This is a genomic window from Pseudomonas umsongensis (genome assembly GCF_012647205.1).
GTDB lineage: Bacteria > Pseudomonadota > Gammaproteobacteria > Pseudomonadales > Pseudomonadaceae > Aquipseudomonas > Aquipseudomonas umsongensis.
In genome coordinates this window covers 1,775,948-1,793,190 of record NZ_CP051487.1, presented here as the reverse complement: position 1 = coordinate 1,793,190, position 17,243 = coordinate 1,775,948, and the positions used below count along the sequence as shown (strand labels likewise).

Annotated in this window: 19 protein-coding genes; 10 read left to right on the top strand and 9 right to left on the bottom strand. The window is 60.7% G+C overall.

The features are described 5' to 3' along the window. Positions 1–23: 23 nt before the first annotated feature. Together HGP31_RS08125 and HGP31_RS08120 are read right to left on the bottom strand one after the other, a co-directional pair. A complete protein-coding gene (locus HGP31_RS08125) occupies positions 24–764 on the bottom strand; it encodes a flagellar basal body rod protein FlgF (protein ID WP_020796936.1) in 741 nt (246 codons plus the stop codon). A 322-nt stretch (positions 765–1,086) separates the two neighbouring features. Continuing rightward, positions 1,087–2,646: a sigma-54-dependent phenylalanine hydroxylase transcriptional regulator PhhR gene (locus HGP31_RS08120; protein WP_020796934.1), complete on the bottom strand. Its 1,560-nt coding sequence runs from the start codon at positions 2,644–2,646 to the stop codon at positions 1,087–1,089. Between the two features lie 277 nt (positions 2,647–2,923). Between HGP31_RS08120 and phhA the strand changes: the two genes are divergently transcribed. The 6 genes from phhA (at position 2,924) to HGP31_RS08095 (ending at position 7,395) form a co-directional block, all read left to right on the top strand. Next, entirely contained in the window at positions 2,924–3,715 is a 792-nt protein-coding gene (gene phhA / locus HGP31_RS08115; protein ID WP_020796932.1) for a phenylalanine 4-monooxygenase, read from the top strand. Between the two features lie 104 nt (positions 3,716–3,819). Then, the gene (locus HGP31_RS08110) at positions 3,820–4,176 is read left to right on the top strand and encodes a 4a-hydroxytetrahydrobiopterin dehydratase (RefSeq protein WP_008055502.1); all 357 of its coding nucleotides are present in this window, start codon (positions 3,820–3,822) and stop codon (positions 4,174–4,176) included. Further along, the gene (locus HGP31_RS08105; protein ID WP_033043361.1) at positions 4,176–5,369 is read left to right on the top strand and encodes an amino acid aminotransferase; all 1,194 of its coding nucleotides are present in this window, start codon (positions 4,176–4,178) and stop codon (positions 5,367–5,369) included. Before HGP31_RS08110 ends, HGP31_RS08105 begins: the two co-directional genes overlap by 1 nt. 331 nt (positions 5,370–5,700) lie before the next feature. Then, positions 5,701–5,832, top strand: a complete 132-nt coding sequence (locus HGP31_RS30700) for a hypothetical protein (protein WP_020796930.1) — start codon at positions 5,701–5,703, stop codon at positions 5,830–5,832. A 74-nt stretch (positions 5,833–5,906) separates the two neighbouring features. Beyond that, a complete protein-coding gene (locus HGP31_RS08100) occupies positions 5,907–6,089 on the top strand; it encodes a hypothetical protein (protein WP_020796929.1) in 183 nt (60 codons plus the stop codon). A 106-nt stretch (positions 6,090–6,195) separates the two neighbouring features. Further along, entirely contained in the window at positions 6,196–7,395 is a 1,200-nt protein-coding gene (locus tag HGP31_RS08095; RefSeq protein ID WP_020796928.1) for an MFS transporter, read from the top strand. Here the strand turns inward: HGP31_RS08095 and arfB are convergent. The 7 genes from arfB to HGP31_RS08060 all read right to left on the bottom strand — a co-directional run bounded on the left by arfB (position 7,392) and on the right by HGP31_RS08060 (position 15,039). Then, positions 7,392–7,805: an alternative ribosome rescue aminoacyl-tRNA hydrolase ArfB gene (gene arfB / locus HGP31_RS08090; protein WP_008055510.1), complete on the bottom strand. Its 414-nt coding sequence runs from the start codon at positions 7,803–7,805 to the stop codon at positions 7,392–7,394. The genes HGP31_RS08095 and arfB overlap by 4 nt on opposite strands. Positions 7,806–8,024: 219 nt before the next feature. Further along, positions 8,025–9,437: an amino acid permease gene (locus tag HGP31_RS08085; protein WP_020796927.1), complete on the bottom strand. Its 1,413-nt coding sequence runs from the start codon at positions 9,435–9,437 to the stop codon at positions 8,025–8,027. A gap of 851 nt (positions 9,438–10,288) precedes the next feature. Next, positions 10,289–11,506 carry a 23S rRNA pseudouridine(2605) synthase RluB gene (gene rluB, locus HGP31_RS08080; protein ID WP_151140957.1) on the bottom strand — a complete coding sequence of 406 codons (1,218 nt, stop codon included), beginning with the start codon at positions 11,504–11,506 and terminating at the stop codon, positions 10,289–10,291. A 242-nt stretch (positions 11,507–11,748) separates the two neighbouring features. Beyond that, positions 11,749–12,702 (bottom strand): SMC-Scp complex subunit ScpB, encoded by a 954-nt coding sequence (gene scpB, locus HGP31_RS08075; protein ID WP_168757436.1) that lies wholly within the window; start codon positions 12,700–12,702, stop codon positions 11,749–11,751. An 11-nt stretch (positions 12,703–12,713) separates the two neighbouring features. Beyond that, a complete protein-coding gene (locus HGP31_RS08070) occupies positions 12,714–13,412 on the bottom strand; it encodes a segregation and condensation protein A (protein ID WP_172901685.1) in 699 nt (232 codons plus the stop codon). A 120-nt stretch (positions 13,413–13,532) separates the two neighbouring features. Then, positions 13,533–14,162, bottom strand: coding sequence for an L-threonylcarbamoyladenylate synthase (locus HGP31_RS08065; protein ID WP_033041944.1), 630 nt, complete (start codon positions 14,160–14,162; stop codon positions 13,533–13,535). A 13-nt stretch (positions 14,163–14,175) separates the two neighbouring features. After that, positions 14,176–15,039: a PHP domain-containing protein gene (locus tag HGP31_RS08060; RefSeq protein WP_020795371.1), complete on the bottom strand. Its 864-nt coding sequence runs from the start codon at positions 15,037–15,039 to the stop codon at positions 14,176–14,178. Positions 15,040–15,126: 87 nt separating this feature from the next. Here HGP31_RS08060 and HGP31_RS08055 point away from each other — a divergent pair, with 87 nt between their 5' ends. The 4 genes from HGP31_RS08055 to HGP31_RS08040 all read left to right on the top strand — a co-directional run bounded on the left by HGP31_RS08055 (position 15,127) and on the right by HGP31_RS08040 (position 17,233). Next, positions 15,127–15,723: a septation protein A gene (locus HGP31_RS08055; protein ID WP_020795372.1), complete on the top strand. Its 597-nt coding sequence runs from the start codon at positions 15,127–15,129 to the stop codon at positions 15,721–15,723. Between the two features lies 1 nt (position 15,724). Continuing rightward, complete coding sequence (locus HGP31_RS08050; protein WP_008021382.1) at positions 15,725–16,024, top strand: YciI family protein; 300 nt, start codon at positions 15,725–15,727, stop codon at positions 16,022–16,024. Positions 16,025–16,134: 110 nt separating this feature from the next. Then, a complete protein-coding gene (locus tag HGP31_RS08045; RefSeq protein ID WP_020795373.1) occupies positions 16,135–16,548 on the top strand; it encodes an SH3 domain-containing protein in 414 nt (137 codons plus the stop codon). 7 nt (positions 16,549–16,555) lie between these two features. Then, entirely contained in the window at positions 16,556–17,233 is a 678-nt protein-coding gene (locus HGP31_RS08040) for a response regulator transcription factor (RefSeq protein WP_008055526.1), read from the top strand. Positions 17,234–17,243 lie beyond the last annotated feature (10 nt).

Below are 17,243 nucleotides of genomic sequence, written 5' to 3'. Positions count from 1 at the left end.
TTTACGGCGCGACGTTCTGGTAATTAGCTGATCTGCAAGACCCGAGCCATGGCCTGGTCGTCTTCTTTGGCGGTGTTCATCATCTTGATGTGCAGCTCGAACTGCTTCGACAGGGCCAGCACCTGGGTCATCTCGTCCACGGCATTGACGTTGCTCGACTCAAGGAAACCGGACACCAGCTTGACGCCAGCATCGGCTTGCGCAGGTGCACCGTCCTTGGTGTGGATCGAACCGTCCAGGCCCTTGGTCATGTTCTTGATGTCCGGGTTGACCAGCTTGATGCGATCGACTTCGGCCATGACGCGCGGGCCTTCGCCCATCGCCCGGATGCTGATGGTGCCGTCCTCGCCGACTTCGATCTGCTGTTCGGGCGGCACGGCAATCGGTCCGCCATTGCCGATCACCGGCATGCCATTGCCAGCGCGCAGTACGCCCAAGGCGTCCACCACCAGGCTGCCGGTACGCACGTAGCTTTCGCCGCCATCGGGGTTCTGCACCGCCAGCCAGCCACTGCCCTGCACGGCGACATCCAGGTCGCGCCCGGTCTGTACCAGGGAGCCAGGGGTAAAGTCGGTAGCCGGGCGCTCGGACAAGGCAAACGCACGCGCCGGAAAGCTGTCGCCGAACACCGGCATCGAGCGGGCCTGCTCCAGGTCTTTCTGGAAGCCGCTGGTAGAGATGTTCGCCAGGTTGTTGGCATGAGCCTTTTGCGCCAGCGCATTCTGGCTGGCGCCGGTCATTGCCACATAAAGGTACTTGTCCACACGCTTTCCTCTGCCTGCCGGACGTTTGCCGCCCGATGCTGTACTGAGGTGGCATAAGCAATTTGCAGACCAAGTTGTTTTGGGCGCCGCGAAGCCCGGCAAATAAAGGACTTGAGGGTAATTAGAGGGAAATCGGGGATTGTGTCAGAGACGAAAAACCGGCGGTGTCGTGCCGGTCGGTGGCAAGGCTTGGCCTTGGGCGATGGCCACCGCCGCCTTCGCGAGCAGGCTCGCTCCCACATTGGATCTGCGGCGCACTGAAGATCCCCTGTGGGAGCGAGCCTGCTCGCGAAGAGGCGTGCGCTATCACCGCAAAAATCAGCTAAGACTCTGTCTTGCCCACCTCATAATCACGCAACTTGTTGGCAATGGTGGTATGCGAAACCCCCAGCCTTTTACCCAGTTGCCGACTGCTCGGATGCTCGGAATACAAACGCTCCAGCACCGCTTTCTCAAAGCGCCCGACAATCTCGTCCAGCCCACCCTCCAGCGAAAAGTCGCCAAGTGGCTGACGCACGCCATAATCCGGCAGACGAATATGCTCGGCCTTGACCGTCCCGCCATCGCACAGGGAGACCGCCTGGAACAGCACGTTTTCCAGTTGCCGTACGTTACCCGGCCAATGGTAATGGCTCAGCCGGTCCATGGCCGCGGGTGCGAGTTTCGGCAGCGGGCAACCGATCTGCCGGCTGGCCTGATCGAGAAAGTGCTCCACCAGCGGCGTCAGGCCGTCGAGGCATTCTCGCAGCGGGGGGATGTGCAACGACAGCACGTTCAAACGGTGATACAGGTCCTGGCGAAACTCGCCGCGGGCACAGAGTTCGGACAGGTCGACCTGGGTCGCGCAAATCACCCGCACATCGAGGTAAACCTCCTCATCGCTGCCGACGCGACGGAAGCAGCCATCCTGTAGGAAACGCAGCAGTTTCACCTGCAACCGCGGGCTCATTTCCCCGACACCATCGAGAAACAACGTACCGCCGGCCGTCAATTCCAACAGGCCGAGCTTACCCTCGGCCCGGGCGCCCTCGAAGGCACCAGGGCCATAGCCGAACAACTCGGTCTCGGCCATGGACTCCGGCAGGCCGGCACAATTGAGCGCCATCAGCGGCGATTGCCCACGCGGGCTGGCCAGGTGGCAGGCGCGTGCCAACAGCTCTTTACCGGTACCGGTTTCGCCTTCTATCAATAGCGGTGCATCAAGCGGTGCCATGCGCCGGGCTTCGCGCACCACCGCCGCCATCACCTTCGAGCTTTGAAAGATGCTGTCGAAGCCGCGCAACTCCTGCTTGCGCACGTTATAGATGCGCTCGCCCACCCGGTCGGCACGGTGCAGGGTCAGCACCGCCCCGGCCATGGCTTCGCTGTCGTCATGTTCCGATTGCAGGGGCGCGATGTCGGCCAGGAACACATCGCCCTTGACCTTGACCCGCAGCCCGTTGATCCGCGATTTGTTGGCGCGCACCAGCTCCGGCAAGTCGAAATCCTCGGCGTAACGCGACAAGGGAATCCCCGGCACTTCATCCACCCGCACGCCCAGCAACTGCGCCGCCGCGCGGTTGGCCGCGACGATCGAACCGCCCATGTCGATCGACAACACCGGAAACTCCAGCGCGCCGAGCAACGCATTGAGCTCCATGTGCCGACGCTCACTGGGCATCAGCCCTACGCGCTTGACACCGAACACCCCGGCAATCGCTTCGAATTTCGGACGCAGCGCCTGGAACTGGATATTGATCAGGTTCGGACAGTGCAGGTAAATGGCATTGCCATGCTCGCCCCCCACTTCGCCCCGAGCGACGTTGATGCCGTACTCGACCAACAGGTTGAGAATGTCGCGCAGGATGCCGATGCGGTTCTGGCAGTGGACTTTGATACGCATATAGAGGCCTGGACAGTGGTGAAGAGGCCCCTCGCAGGATTTTTTCTGCAGGAACGCTCACTTTGTCGTCAAGATTATGTGACAGGTGAAGGGCTTTTCCTACCCGCCAATCTCAACATCTACGCGATGACGCCCAATACGTAACGAAAACTTTACGAATTGACCGTGAATTTCCCGCACAGGACGCGTTCCACCGGCTGCATCGATGCAATTGTTGGGGTATTCCTAGGTCCAAAGCAGTACATAACAAGAACGAATCCCCTAGCAGGAGAGCAGCATGAAGCAGACGCAATACGTGGCTCGTGAGCCCGATGCGCAAGGTTTTATCGACTACACCGCTGAAGAACACGCGGTGTGGAACACGCTGATCACTCGCCAACTGAAAGTGATCGAAGGGCGTGCGTGCCAGGAATACCTGGACGGTATCGAAAAACTCGGCCTGCCCCACGACCGCATTCCGCAACTGGGCGAGATCAACAAGGTCCTCGGTGAAACCACCGGCTGGCAAGTCGCCCGCGTTCCGGCGCTGATTCCCTTCCAGACCTTTTTTGAGTTGCTCGCCAGCAAGCAGTTTCCAGTGGCTACCTTCATTCGAACCCGCGAAGAGCTGGATTACCTGCAAGAGCCGGACATTTTCCACGAGATTTTCGGCCACTGCCCTTTGCTGACCAACCCCTGGTTCGCTGAATTCACCCACACCTACGGCAAACTTGGGCTGCAGGCTTCCAAGGAAGAGCGCGTGTACCTGGCGCGCCTGTACTGGATGACGATCGAATTCGGTCTGCTCGACACCCCGCAAGGCCAGCGCATCTACGGTGGCGGCATCCTTTCTTCGCCCAAGGAAACCGTGTATTGCCTGTCGGATGAGCCTGAGCGCCAGGCATTCGATCCGCTGGAGTGCATGCGCACGCCTTACCGGATCGACATTCTGCAACCGCTGTATTTTGTGCTGCCGAACCTCAAGCGCCTGTTCGACCTGGCCCACGAAGACATCATGGGCATGGTCAAGCAAGCGATGCAGATGGGTCTGCACGCGCCAAAATTTCCGCCAAAACCAAAAGCCGCGTGATCCGCAGCTTTTAGCATCAAGTGAGCCTGTCCGGAACCGACGCTTTGCTTTAGCGTGGTGACATTGACGGCCGAATTCCAATAATACGATTTCAGGAACCCATCATGACCGCATTAACCCAAGCCCACTGCGAAGCCTGCCGCGCCGACGCCCCACAAGTCAGCGACGAAGAACTGCCGATCCTGATCAAGCAGATCCCCGACTGGAACATCGAAGTTCGCGACGGCATCATGCAGCTGGAAAAGGTTTTCCTGTTCAAGAACTTCAAGCACGCCCTGGCGTTCACCAACGCCGTCGGTGAAATCTCCGAGGCCGAAGGCCATCACCCTGGCCTGCTGACCGAGTGGGGCAAAGTCACCGTGACCTGGTGGAGCCACTCGATCAAGGGCCTGCACCGCAACGACTTCATCATGGCGGCGCGCACAGACGAAGTGGCCAAGGACGCCGAGGGCCGCAAATAATGCATTTCGACGCCATCGGCCGGGTGCCCGGCGACCCGATCCTCGGCCTGATGGAGGCCTATGCGCAGGACCCAAACCCGCGCAAATTCGACCTTGGCGTGGGTGTCTATAAAGACGCCCAGGGCCTGACCTCGATTCCCCAGGCCGTGAAACTCGCTGAGGCGCGACTGGTGGATCGCCAGACCACCAAGACCTACATCGGCGGTCATGGCGACCCGGCTTTTGGCAAAGTCATCAACGAGTTGGTGCTCGGCGCCGACTCGAAGTTGATCGCCGAACAGCGCGCCGGCGCCACCCAGACTCCGGGCGGCACCGGGGCGTTGCGCTTGAGCGCGGACTTCATCGCCCAGTGCCTGCCGGGCCGTGGGGTCTGGCTGAGCAATCCGACCTGGCCGATCCACGAAACCATTTTCGCCGCGGCCAAGGTCAAGGTCAGTCATTACCCGTACGTGGGCAGCGACAACCGTCTCGACGTCGATGCCATGCTTGCCGTGCTCAATGAAGCCCCTAAGGGCGACGTGGTACTGCTGCACGCCTGCTGCCACAACCCGACCGGCTTCGATCTGTCCCATGATGACTGGCGTCGGGTGCTGGAGGTGGTGCGTCGGCGCGAGTTGCTGCCGCTGATCGACTTCGCCTACCAGGGCTTTGGCGACGGCCTGGAACAGGACGCGTGGTCGACTCGACTGTTTGCCGCCGAATTGCCGGAAGTCCTGATCACCAGCTCCTGCTCAAAGAACTTCGGGCTGTACCGCGACCGCACCGGCGCACTGATTGTTTGCGCGAAATCTGCGGACAAGCTGACCGACATCCGCAGCCAACTGGCCAACATCGCCCGCAACCTGTGGTCGACGCCGCCCGATCACGGCGCTGCCGTGGTGGCGACCATCCTCGGCGACCCGGAGCTGAAAAACCTTTGGGCCGACGAAGTGGAAACCATGCGCTTGCGCATTGCACAACTGCGCAGCGGTTTGCTCGAAGCGCTGGAGGCCTACGGTTTGCGTGAGCGCTTCGCGCACATTGGCGTGCAGCGCGGGATGTTTTCCTACACCGGGTTGTCACCTGAACAAGTGAAAGACCTGCGGGATAACCACAGCGTGTACATGGTCAGCTCGGGCAGGGCGAACGTGGCGGGGATCGATGCGTCGCGCCTTGACCTGTTGGCCGAAGCCATCGCGAAAGTCTGCAAATAACTCTCCTTCACTGATCATTCCCACACTCCGCGTGGGAATGCAGCCCGGGACGCTCCTTCACTGATCGTTCCCACGCTCCGCGTGGGAATGCAGCCCGGGACGCTCCGCGTCCCATCCAAAGCCGAACGCAGAGCGTCCGTGGAGGCATTCCCACGCAGAGCGTGGGAACGATCGACTGCCACGTTCTTCACTACCTGTCTAGACAATCCCATTCGTCGAAACAAATAGATATAAAAGTCTATTTGTCATTTTTACTCCTGTATCCTGCCAAGGCTTTTTTGAAAGCGCGGATCGACCAGATCTATCAACAGACTTAGCGAGGAGCGCGACCATGCACGAGATTCCTAATCTCCCCTTCCCAAGCCTGCACGTACCTGAGCAGACGACCACGCAACAAGCCGGTGCCCAACAGCCCGAGCCGAAAGAAGCCACTGACTGCCGTCAGGCCGACAGCGAAGACTGAAACACCCGCCGTACAGACTGTGTGGAAAGCGCTAACATGCGCTTTCCACACCGCCTGAACAGTGAGCCCGCGCCATGACCGACGAATTTTCCGAAGCCCAAGCCAGCGTCCTGATCGGCACCGCCGAGAAAATGATCGAGATCTGGAATCGCCTCTCTCCCGAAAAACAAGCCGCGCTGCTCGCCCGCTTTGGCAGCGAAGAAAATGCCCTGGCCGCCCTGGTTACCACGCAATTGGTAGCACCTGCCAAGCCCTGATCGCTCCCGCCCGACAAAATAGTTTTACTTTTTCCACGACCCACGGCCGCTCGCGCCGCTATCATAAGCAGCCTATCTAAACCTGCTTTCCCGTGGACCTTTACCCATGCCTGAACAACAGCGCCCCCTGGCGGTCACGCTGCAAGTCGTTTCCATCGTCCTGTTTACCTTCATCGGCTACCTCAACATCGGCATTCCCTTGGCGGTACTGCCAGGCTATGTCCATAGCGACCTGGGCTTTGGCGCCGTAATCGCCGGGCTGGTGATCAGCGTGCAGTACCTGGCCACCCTGCTCAGCCGCCCCTACGCCGGGAAAATCATCGACAACAAGGGCAGCAAACTGGCGGTCATGTATGGCCTGGCGGGCTGTGGCTTGAGCGGCGTGTTCATGCTGCTATCGGCCTGGACCCAAAGCCTGCCGATGCTCAGCCTGATCAGTTTGCTGATCGGCCGCCTGGTGCTCGGCAGCGCCGAAAGCCTGGTGGGTTCCGGCTCGATTGGCTGGGGCATCGGCCGGGTCGGCGCGGCGAACACCGCCAAGGTCATCTCATGGAACGGCATCGCCAGTTACGGCGCATTGGCGGTGGGCGCGCCCTTGGGCGTGTTGCTGGTCAAGCAGATGGGCTTGTGGAGCATGGGCGTGAGCATTGTGCTGCTGGCAGTACTTGGCCTGCTGCTGGCGTGGCCGAAAACCGCCGCGCCCATCGTTGTCGGTGAACGCTTGCCGTTCATGCACGTGCTCGGTCGGGTCTTGCCCCACGGTTGCGGCCTCGCCCTGGGCTCGATTGGCTTTGGCACCATCGCCACCTTCATCACCCTGTATTACGCCACCCAGCACTGGGACAACGCCGTGTTGTGCCTGAGCCTGTTCGGTGCGAGCTTCATCGGTGCACGCCTGCTGTTTGGCAACCTGATCAATCGCCTTGGCGGTTTTCGCGTGGCGATTGCCTGTCTGTCGGTGGAAACCCTCGGCCTGTTGCTGTTATGGCTGGCACCGGACGCGCATTGGGCGTTGGCGGGCGCGGCATTGAGCGGTTTTGGTTTCTCGCTGGTGTTCCCGGCACTGGGTGTCGAAGCGGTCAACCTGGTGCCGGCCTCCAGTCGTGGTGCGGCGGTCGGCGCCTATTCGCTGTTCATCGACTTGTCGCTGGGGATCACCGGGCCGCTGGCCGGTGCGATTGCGGCGGGATTCGGTTTTGCCTCGATTTTCCTGTTCGCCGCCATTGCCGCGCTAAGCAGTCTGATGCTCTGCATCTACCTGTATCGGCAAGCCCCAAGGCATCGACAAGCGCGAGACGCTGGCTAGAAATCCACCTTGCCGCGCCCGGCCTTGATGTTGCCGCGCTTGCTCTTGGATTCAAGCCGACGAGTTTTCGAGCCGAGGGTCGGCTTGGTCGGCCGGCGTTTCTTCTCGACCTTGGTGGCGCTCTGGATCAACTCGACCAAACGCTCCAGCGCGTCGGCGCGGTTCTGCTCCTGGGTCCGGTATTGCTGGGCCTTGATGATCAGCACGCCTTCGCTGGTGATGCGGCTGTCGCGCAGCGCCAGCAGCCGCTCCTTGTAGAACTCGGGCAAGGACGAGGCCGGAATGTCGAAGCGCAGGTGCACGGCGCTGGAAACCTTGTTGACGTTCTGCCCACCGGCCCCCTGGGCACGAATGGCCGTCAACTCGATCTCGGCATCCGGCAGATGCACGTTGTTGGAAATCACCAGCATGGAAAAGCGTCCGTAATCAGAGGGTGCAGGATACCGCGAATAGGTGGGAGGAATACGGACCTTGTGGGAGCGAGCCTGCTCGCGAAGGGGGCGTGCCAGGCAACAGTGATGTCGACTGACAGGGCCCCTTCGCGAGCAGGCTCGCTCCCACAGGTTTTTGTGTGAATCCTGAAAAAAACAAACCCGGCACATGGCCGGGTTTGTTGTTTCTGTGCAGCGTTACTCCACGGCTGCTTGCAAGGCGCGCTGTGCGTGGCGCTTGTTCTTGATGCCGTAGCAGACCCACATGAACACCAGCCACACCGGAATCGCGTACACCGACGTCTGGATCCCCGGAATCAACAACATCACGCCAAGAATGAACAACACGAACGCCAGGCAGATGTAGTTACCGTACGGATACCAAAAGGCCTTGAACAGCGGCGTCTGTTTGGTCTTGTTCATGTGCTGGCGGAACTTGAAGTGCGAGTAGCTGATCATCGCCCAGTTGATCACCAACGTGGCCACTACCAGCGACATCAGCAACTCAAGCGCGCTGTGCGGGATCAGGTAGTTCAGCAGTACCGCGATCAGGGTCACGGCGGCCGAGGCCAGGATCGAACGCACCGGCACGCCGCGCTTGTCGATCTTCGCCAGTGCTTTCGGCGCATCGCCCTGCTCGGCCATGCCCAGCAGCATGCGGCTGTTGCAGTAGGTGCCGCTGTTGTACACCGACAAGGCCGCGGTCAGGACCACGAAGTTGAGGATGTGCGCAGCGGTGTTGCTGCCCAGCATCGAGAACACTTGCACGAACGGGCTGCCGCTGTAGGAATCACCGGAGGCGTTCAGGGTGGTCAGCAGGCTGTCCCACGGGGTCAACGACAGCAGGATCACCAACGCACCGATGTAGAAAATCAGGATGCGGTAGATCACCTGGTTGATCGCTTTGGGGATCACGGTTTTCGGCTTGTCGGCTTCGGCTGCGGTGAAACCGAGCATTTCCAGGCCGCCGAAGGAAAACATGATGAACGCCATGGCCATCACCAGGCCGGTGACGCCATTTGGGAAGAAGCCGCCGTGGGACCACAGGTTGCTGACCGCCGCTTGCGGGCCGCCATTACCGCTCACCAACAGGTAGCTACCCAAGGCAATCATGCCGACGATCGCCACGACCTTGATGATCGCGAACCAGAACTCGGCCTCGCCAAAGACTTTGACGTTAGCCAGGTTGATGGCGTTGATCAGCACAAAGAAAGCGGCTGCGGAGGCCCAGGTCGGGATGTCCGGCGCCCAGTAGTGGATGTATTTGCCGACCGCCGTCAGCTCCGACATGCCGACCAGGATGTACAGGATCCAGCAGTTCCAGCCCGACAGGAAGCCGGCAAAGCCGCCCCAGTACTTGTGCGCGAAATGGCTGAAGGAGCCGGCCACCGGATCTTCGACGATCATTTCGCCCAGCTGGCGCATGATCATGAAGGCGATGAAGCCGCAGATGGCGTAGCCGAGGATCATCGACGGCCCGGCGGATTTCAGTACCCCGGCCGAGCCGAGGAACAGACCGGTACCGATCGCGCCACCGAGGGCAATCAGTTGAATGTGGCGATTTTTCAGGCCGCGTTTCAGCTCGCCTGAATGCGAGTTTTGTCCACTCATGAAAAGGGTCTCACGCAAGGTTTGATGATATTCAGTTGACGTTGCTACTCAGAAGGACGTTAAGCAGCGTCGATCAAACCCCAGCGCAGGCACCAGGAGTTCAGCGTATTTACAACGGTCATGCGTCACCTGTTTGTTTTTATCTGTGACGAAATCGAACCCGACACGCTTGTGGCGCGGCGGAGTGAACAAGGCGGATAGCCTTGAGGTTTGCGCAGATGCGCAGGAGGTCACAGGTAAAACGCGGCGCATTGTACACCTGTAACCCCCTGCTGCCAGACCCCGCTGGATCAGCGTGTCGGTAGCCGGGATTGCATGTGTCCACCCCGAAGCGATCGGGCGGCGGCAAAAAGGACGTCAGACCTTTGCAGGTCACGGGCGGGGACGGCGTAAAAACCGGCCCCCGATGAGAGCTGGAAACGGATTGCGGCGGTCATTGCGCCTCCTTTTTGTTATGCACCTGCACGACAGGCATGGCGCGCATGACACCTTGCATGGGATCGGGAAACAAGCGGGATAGAGCGGTGGAAGAAGGATCTGAGAGAATGAAGCGTAAGCATTTTCTTACGGGATCAAGAGAAAGGCGATTTCATGGGTTTTACCTGTGGATTTCGTCATGAAATCTTTACAGCATGTAATTTTGGCTTTCCACTTCGGACACCTCGGTGCTGCAACTGGCGCTTTCGCGAGCAGGCTCGCTCCCACAGGAGACTGCGTTGTTTCATGGAAATGTGATCCCTTGTGGGAGCGAGCCTGCTCGCGAAGGCGCCCTCAAAAACACCACCGGGCTAAAGCCAGGCGCAAAAAAACGCCAACCCGAAGGTTGGCGTTTTTCATGAAGCGCTTACCGATTACTCCGGCTTACGACGACCAAACCCCGGACGCTGGCCGGAACCCGCCGGCGCGCCGCGGCGCTTGCCCGACGGCTTGTCACCCTCGACCAGGCTGATGCCTGGACGCTTCGATGCCGGCTTGGCCGGGCGCTTGGTGTCGGCTGGACGATCGGCTACCGGCGTACCACGACCTTCGCCACGCTCGGTACGGCCATTGGCCGGACGTGGTGTGCGTGGACCGCGTTCGCCGTCCTGACGGGCGGCTGGCTTGCGTGCTGGACGCTCGCCTTCGATCTGCGGTTCGCGGTTGGCACGCGGCGAGGCCGGTGCGGCGGCACCAGTGGCTGGACGCAGGGTACGTACGCGCTCGGTCTTGGCCATTGGACGCGACGATTTACGCTGCATCCGGTCAAGCTTGTCTTTGCTCTTGGCGTTCATCTGCGGCATCGCCACCGGCGCCAGGCCAACTTCGGCACTCAGGATGTCGACTTCGTACTGGCTCATTTCACGCCAGCGGCCCATCGGCAGGTCCGAATTGAGGAACACCGGACCAAAACGCACGCGCTTCAGACGGCTGACCACCAGGCCCTGGGACTCCCACAGGCGACGAACTTCGCGGTTGCGACCTTCCATCACCACGCAGTGGTACCAGTGGTTGAAACCTTCGCCGCCCGGCGCTTGCTTGATGTCGGTGAACTTGGCCGGGCCGTCTTCGAGGACCACGCCAGCTTTCAGACGCTCGATCATCTCGTCGTCGACTTCGCCACGCACACGTACCGCGTATTCACGGTCCATTTCGTAGGAAGGGTGCATCAGGCGGTTGGCCAGCTCACCGTCGGTGGTGAACATCAGCAGGCCGGTGGTGTTGATGTCCAGGCGACCGATGTTGATCCAGCGACCTTCTTTCGGACGCGGCATCTTGTCAAACACGGTCGGACGGCCTTCCGGGTCGACGCGGGTGCAGATTTCGCCATCGGGCTTGTTGTACATGATCACGCGGCGGACCGCCTCGGCGGCCTCTTCACGCTTGATCACCTTGCCATCGATGGTGATGGCGTCGTGCATGTCGACGCGCTGGCCAAGGGTGGCGTCTTTGCCGTTGACCTTGATCCGGCCGTGGCTGATCCAGGCTTCCACGTCACGGCGCGAGCCGACGCCGATACGGGCGAGGACTTTCTGCAGTTTTTCGCCTGCTGGGCCGATTTCCTGGTCGTCTTTCTGGTCTTTGATACTCATCTGGGCACCTCCCGGTGTGTTCTGAAAACTGGGTACTAGGGCGAAGGGATCGCCGAAGGGTCGCGAATCATACGCGCATGCGGGCGTTTGCGCATCAGAGAGTAGCTGATGGAACGTGACTTACTGATTTTTCCGCCGACCGGTGACACGCTATTAACATCAAGATCAAAAGATCGCAGCCTGCGGCAGCTCCTACATTTGGAATGCGATTCCTGTAGGAGCTGCCGCAGGCTGCGATCTTTTCAATCTTCAAGCTCGCGGCGTTCGGCTTCGATGGCTTCGGCCAGGGCCAATGCTTCGGCTTCCTCGTCGCTAAGCTCGGGTTTCGGCTGTTCCAGGGCGGCGACGGCGGCCAGCAGTTTTTCACGGGCCTCGGCGACGCCGAGGATGTCGTCTTCCTGCTCGGGCTCAGCTTCAGCCCGCAGATCCACCGGCTCCGGCTCGATGTCGATCGCCTCTGGATCAATCTGCGGCGCATCACCATCACGCAACAAATCATCGAAGTCGGTCTTGATCCCCTCCTCCATGCTGTCCAGTTCCAGCAACAGCGTATGAAAACTGGTCTCTTCCTTGGGTTCTTCCGTTTCGACGCTGGCATCGGCCAGCTCCTGCAGCCCGGCGGGTACTGGCGCGTCGTCGAAATCGAGCACCGGATCAGGCTCCAATTCGCGCACCTCGGCCAGCGGCGGCAGGTCATCGAGGTTTTTCAGGTTGAAGTGATCGAGGAACGCCTTGGTGGTGGCGAACATCGCCGGCTTGCCCGGTACGTCGCGGTAACCGACGATGCGGATCCACTCACGTTCCATCAGGGTCTTGACGATCTGGCTGTTGACCGCCACGCCCCGCACATCCTCGATTTCGCCCCGCGTGATCGGCTGGCGATAGGCAATCAAGGCAATGGTTTCGAGCATGGCCCGCGAGTAACGCTGCGGCCGCTCTTCCCACAAACGCCCGACCCACGGCGAAAACTTCTCACGGATTTGCAGGCGATAGCCGGACGCAACTTCCTTCAACTCGTACGCGCGGCCATCGCACGACTTGCCCAGAATAGTCAGCGCTTTCTTGAATACCGCCGGTTCCGGGCGCTCGGCCTCTTCGAAGAGCTCGAACAGGCGCTCCAACGATTGCGGTTTTCCGGAGGCCAACAGAAAGGCTTCGAGCAGTGGCGCCAGCTCGCGGGGTTCACTCAGGTTCATGATTGGACTCGTTATTCGGCTCGTGCTCGGACGTGGATCGCGGCGAACGGCTCATTCTGCACCAGCTCGACCAAGGATTCCTTGACCAGTTCGAGGATCGCCATGAAGGTCACGACAACCCCCAGGCGCCCTTCCTCGGCGGTGAAAAGCTCGACAAACGGCACAAAACCGCCGCCCTTCAGCCGTTCCAGCACATCGCTCATGCGTTCGCGGGTGGACAGCGCCTCGCGGCTGACCTGATGGCTTTCGAACATGTCGCCCCGGCGCAGCACCTCGGCCATGGACAACAGCAACTCTGACAAACGCACATCCGGCAACAGTTTGCGCGCCCGCGCCTCCGGGGCATCGAGCTTGGGCACGACCACGTCGCGACCGACCCGGCTGAGGCCGTCGATACCTTCGGCGGCGGCCTTGAAACGCTCGTACTCCTGCAAGCGGCGGATCAGTTCGGCGCGCGGGTCTTCTTCCTCGTCTTCGACGGTTTCAGCCCGTGGCAGCAGCATCCGCGACTTGATCTCGGCCAGCATCGCGGCCATCACCAGGTATTCGGCCGCCAGTTCCAGGCGCACCGACTGCATCAACTCGACATATCCCATGTACTGCCGGGTGATTTCCGCCACCGGAATATCGAGGATATTGATGTTCTGTTTGCGGATCAGGTACAGCAGCAGGTCGAGCGGGCCTTCAAAGGCTTCGAGAAAGACTTCCAGCGCATCCGGCGGGATGTAAAGGTCCAGCGGCATTTCCATGACCGCCTGGCCATAGACCATGGCGAAGGGCAGCTCTTGCTGGGCGCCGGCCTGGCTGTCGACGGGTTCCACTGCGGACATCTAGGCCTCGACCATGAACGGCGCAGGGTCACCGCAACCGACACGGATCACTTCCGGTTCGCCATCGGCGAGGTTGATCACGGTGGACGCCTTGATCCCGCCGAAGCCGCCATCGATGATCAGGTCCACCTGATGCTCGAGCAACTGGCGCATTTCGTAGGGATCGGTCATCGGGTCATCATCGCCTGGCATGATCAACGTCACGCTCATCAGCGGTTCGCCCAGCTCTTCCAGCAGCGCCAGGGCAATCGGATGGCTCGGCACCCGCAGGCCGATGGTGCGCTTCTTCGGATGCAACAGCAGTCGCGGGACTTCGCGGGTGGCATTGAGGATGAAGGTGTAGGGTCCCGGAAGATGGGCCTTGAGAATGCGGAAAGTGCCCGTATCGATCTTGGCGAACAGACCCAGTTGCGACAGATCGCTGCAGATCAGCGCAAAGTTGTGCTTTTCATCGAGCTGACGCAGGCGGCGAACGCGCTCCACGGCGACCTTGTCGCCGATCTGGCAACCGATTGCGTAGGAGGAGTCCGTGGGATAAATCACCACCCCGCCCTTGCGGATGATCTCGACAGCCTGCTTGATCAGGCGCGCTTGCGGGTTTTCCGGATGAATCTGGAAAAATTGACTCACATTCTCTACCTGTTCAGACGGCGGCAATAATTGGGTCATGTTTGAATCGACACCACAGTGGTGGCAGATCCTCCGGGAGCGGGCGGTATTCACCGATCTCGGACCAGCCTCCAGGGCCATGAAAATCACTGCCGGCGCTGACCAGCAGACCGAACTCGCGGGCCAGGATCGCGAGGCTGCCCACTTGTTCGGCAGGCTGATAGCCATTGACCACCTCGATTGCGTGGCCCCCTGCTTGAATATAGTCGGCAATCAGGCGGCGACGCTTGCTGCGAGTGAATTCGTAATGCCAGGGATGGGCCAGGCTGACCCAGGCCTTGGCCGCGCGCAGGGTTTCGACGGTTTCGTCCAGGGTCGGCCAATGCTGCTTGACGTCTCCCAGCTTGCCGGCGCCGAGCCATTTGCGGAACGCTTCGGCACGATCCTTGACGAAACCTTCGCGCACCATCCAGTCGGCGAAGTGCGGGCGGGCCGGTGCGTTACCGCTATCTCCCAAGGCCTGCTGGACTTCCCTTGCGCCGTCCAGCGCACCCGGCATGCCCTTGAGCGCCAGTTTGCGGCTGATTTCCTCGGAGCGTAGCCAGCGCCCATCGCGCAACCTGGCAATCGCCTCGACCAACGGCGCGGCATCGACGTCGAAGCCGTAGCCCAGAACGTGAATGGTCGCGCCGCCCCAGGTGCAGGACAACTCGACGCCGTTGACCAGTTGCATCCCCAGCGCATTCGCAGCGTGACGGGCCTCGTCGAGGCCTTCAAGGGTGTCGTGATCGGTCAAGGCCAGGACTCGCACGCCTTTCTCGAATGCACGCGCAACCAGAACCGCAGGCGCCAGGGCGCCATCGGAGGCCGTGCTATGGCAGTGCAAATCAACATTCACAGGGCTTTGTAACCTCAAATCAGCTGGCGCTATCGCGCGCCCATATGTTTGTTATTATGCCGCCACATCCTGCTTCTGGCTGCCACTGTGAAACAATTCATCGATTTCATCCCGCTCCTGCTGTTTTTCATCGTCTTCAAAATCGATCCACGGGTCGTCGACATTGCCGGCCACGAGGTCACTGTAGGCGGTATCTACAGTGCCACCGCGATGCTGATCATCAGCTCCCTGGTGGTCTACGGCACGCTGTTCATCAAGCAGCGCAAGCTGGAGAAGAGCCAGTGGCTGACCCTCATCGCCTGCCTGGTCTTCGGCAGCCTGACCCTGGCCTTCCACAGCGAGACCTTCCTGAAATGGAAAGCCCCGGTGGTCAACTGGCTGTTCGCCCTGGCTTTCATCGGCAGCCACTTCATCGGTGACCAACTGCTGATCAAACGCATCATGGGCCATGCGCTGACCCTGCCTGAGCCGGTCTGGATGCGCCTGAACATCGCCTGGATCGCGTTCTTCCTGTTTTGCGGCGCCGCCAACCTGTTCGTCGCGTTCACCTTCCAGAGCTACTGGGTCGACTTCAAGGTCTTCGGCAGCCTGGGCATGACTTTGCTGTTCCTGGTCGGCCAGGGCATCTACCTGTCCCGCCACCTGCACGACGCCGATACCACAACGCCGAAAACCGAGGACTGACATGCTTTACGCAATCATTGCCACAGACGTCGCCAACTCCCTGGAAGCCCGCCTGGCCGCACGGCCTGCACACCTCGAGCGCCTGCAAGCGCTCAAGGGCGAAGGTCGCATCGTATTGGCCGGCCCGCATCCGGCGGTCGACAGCAATGATCCGGGGGCAGCGGGTTTCACCGGCAGCCTGATCGTCGCCGAATTCGACTCCCTGAGCGCCGCACAGGCCTGGGCCGACGCCGATCCGTACATCGCCGCAGGCGTCTACGCCAACGTTCTGGTCAAACCTTTCAAGCAAGTCCTCCCGTAAGCTCCCTCTGCGCGGTGAACCTTCTCGGTTCATCGCGTTCTCAATCGCTCATTAATCTCGTTTGCCTGCCGACAAACTCCCCAATATCCGTATTGGAATCAGGAGTCGCGATGCGCAAGGGTCCGTTGTGTCTGATGTTGGTCACGTTGTCGATCGTGGCGCCCGCCCACGGTGAAGAAGCCGCCGAGGGCGCGAACTCCACGCCGCTGTCCTTGAGCGCCGGTAGCCAGATCAACGAACTGCAGCAACGCTTGAAGGAAAGCGAGCGGCAACGAGAAGAACTGAGCAAACAATTGAACAATGCCGATGGCGAGCGCGAAAGCGTCCAGCTGGCCCGATTGCGCCAGGAGAATCAGCGACTCAAGCTGCAACTTCGGGAAGTACAGGCCGGCAGTTCGATCCCGCGCTTGTTGACCGATCAGCAACAGTGGTTCGTCATTGGCGCCGGGGTGGCGCTATTCGCCCTGCTCTGCGGTATCTTCGCCAGTGGTGCGAGGCGAAAACGTCGACAATGGCTAAATTGAGTGATCCATGAGCGAGTTGTTATTAATTGATGATGACCAGGAACTGTGCGAGCTCCTGGGCAGCTGGCTGAGCCAGGAAGGGTTTCAGGTGCGCGCCTGTCATGACGGCCAGAGCGCGCGCCGCGCGTTGGCCGAAACGTCCCCGGCGGCCGTGGTACTGGACGTGATGTTGCCGGACGGCAGCGGCCTGGAACTGCTCAAGCAGCTGCGCAGCGATCACCCCGACTTGCCGGTGCTGATGCTTTCAGCCCGCGGCGAACCCCTGGACCGCATCCTCGGCCTGGAACTCGGCGCCGACGACTACCTGGCCAAACCCTGCGACCCGCGGGAACTGACAGCCCGCCTGCGCGCCGTGTTGCGTCGCAGCCATCCGGCGGCAGTGTCCAGCCAGATGGAGCTGGGCGACCTGTGTTTCAGCCCGGTGCGTGGCGTGGTCAGCATCGATGAACAGGAATTCACCCTTACCGTTTCCGAGAGCCGCCTGCTCGAAGCCCTGCTCAAGCAGCCCGGCGAGCCGCTGGATAAGCAGGAACTGGCGCAAATCGCCCTCGGCCGCAAGCTGACCCTGTACGACCGCAGCCTCGACATGCACGTCAGTAATCTGCGCAAGAAGATCGGCCCTCATCCTGATGGCCGCCCGCGCATCGTGGCTTTGCGTAGCCGTGGTTACTACTACAGCCTCTGAATAGAACGCG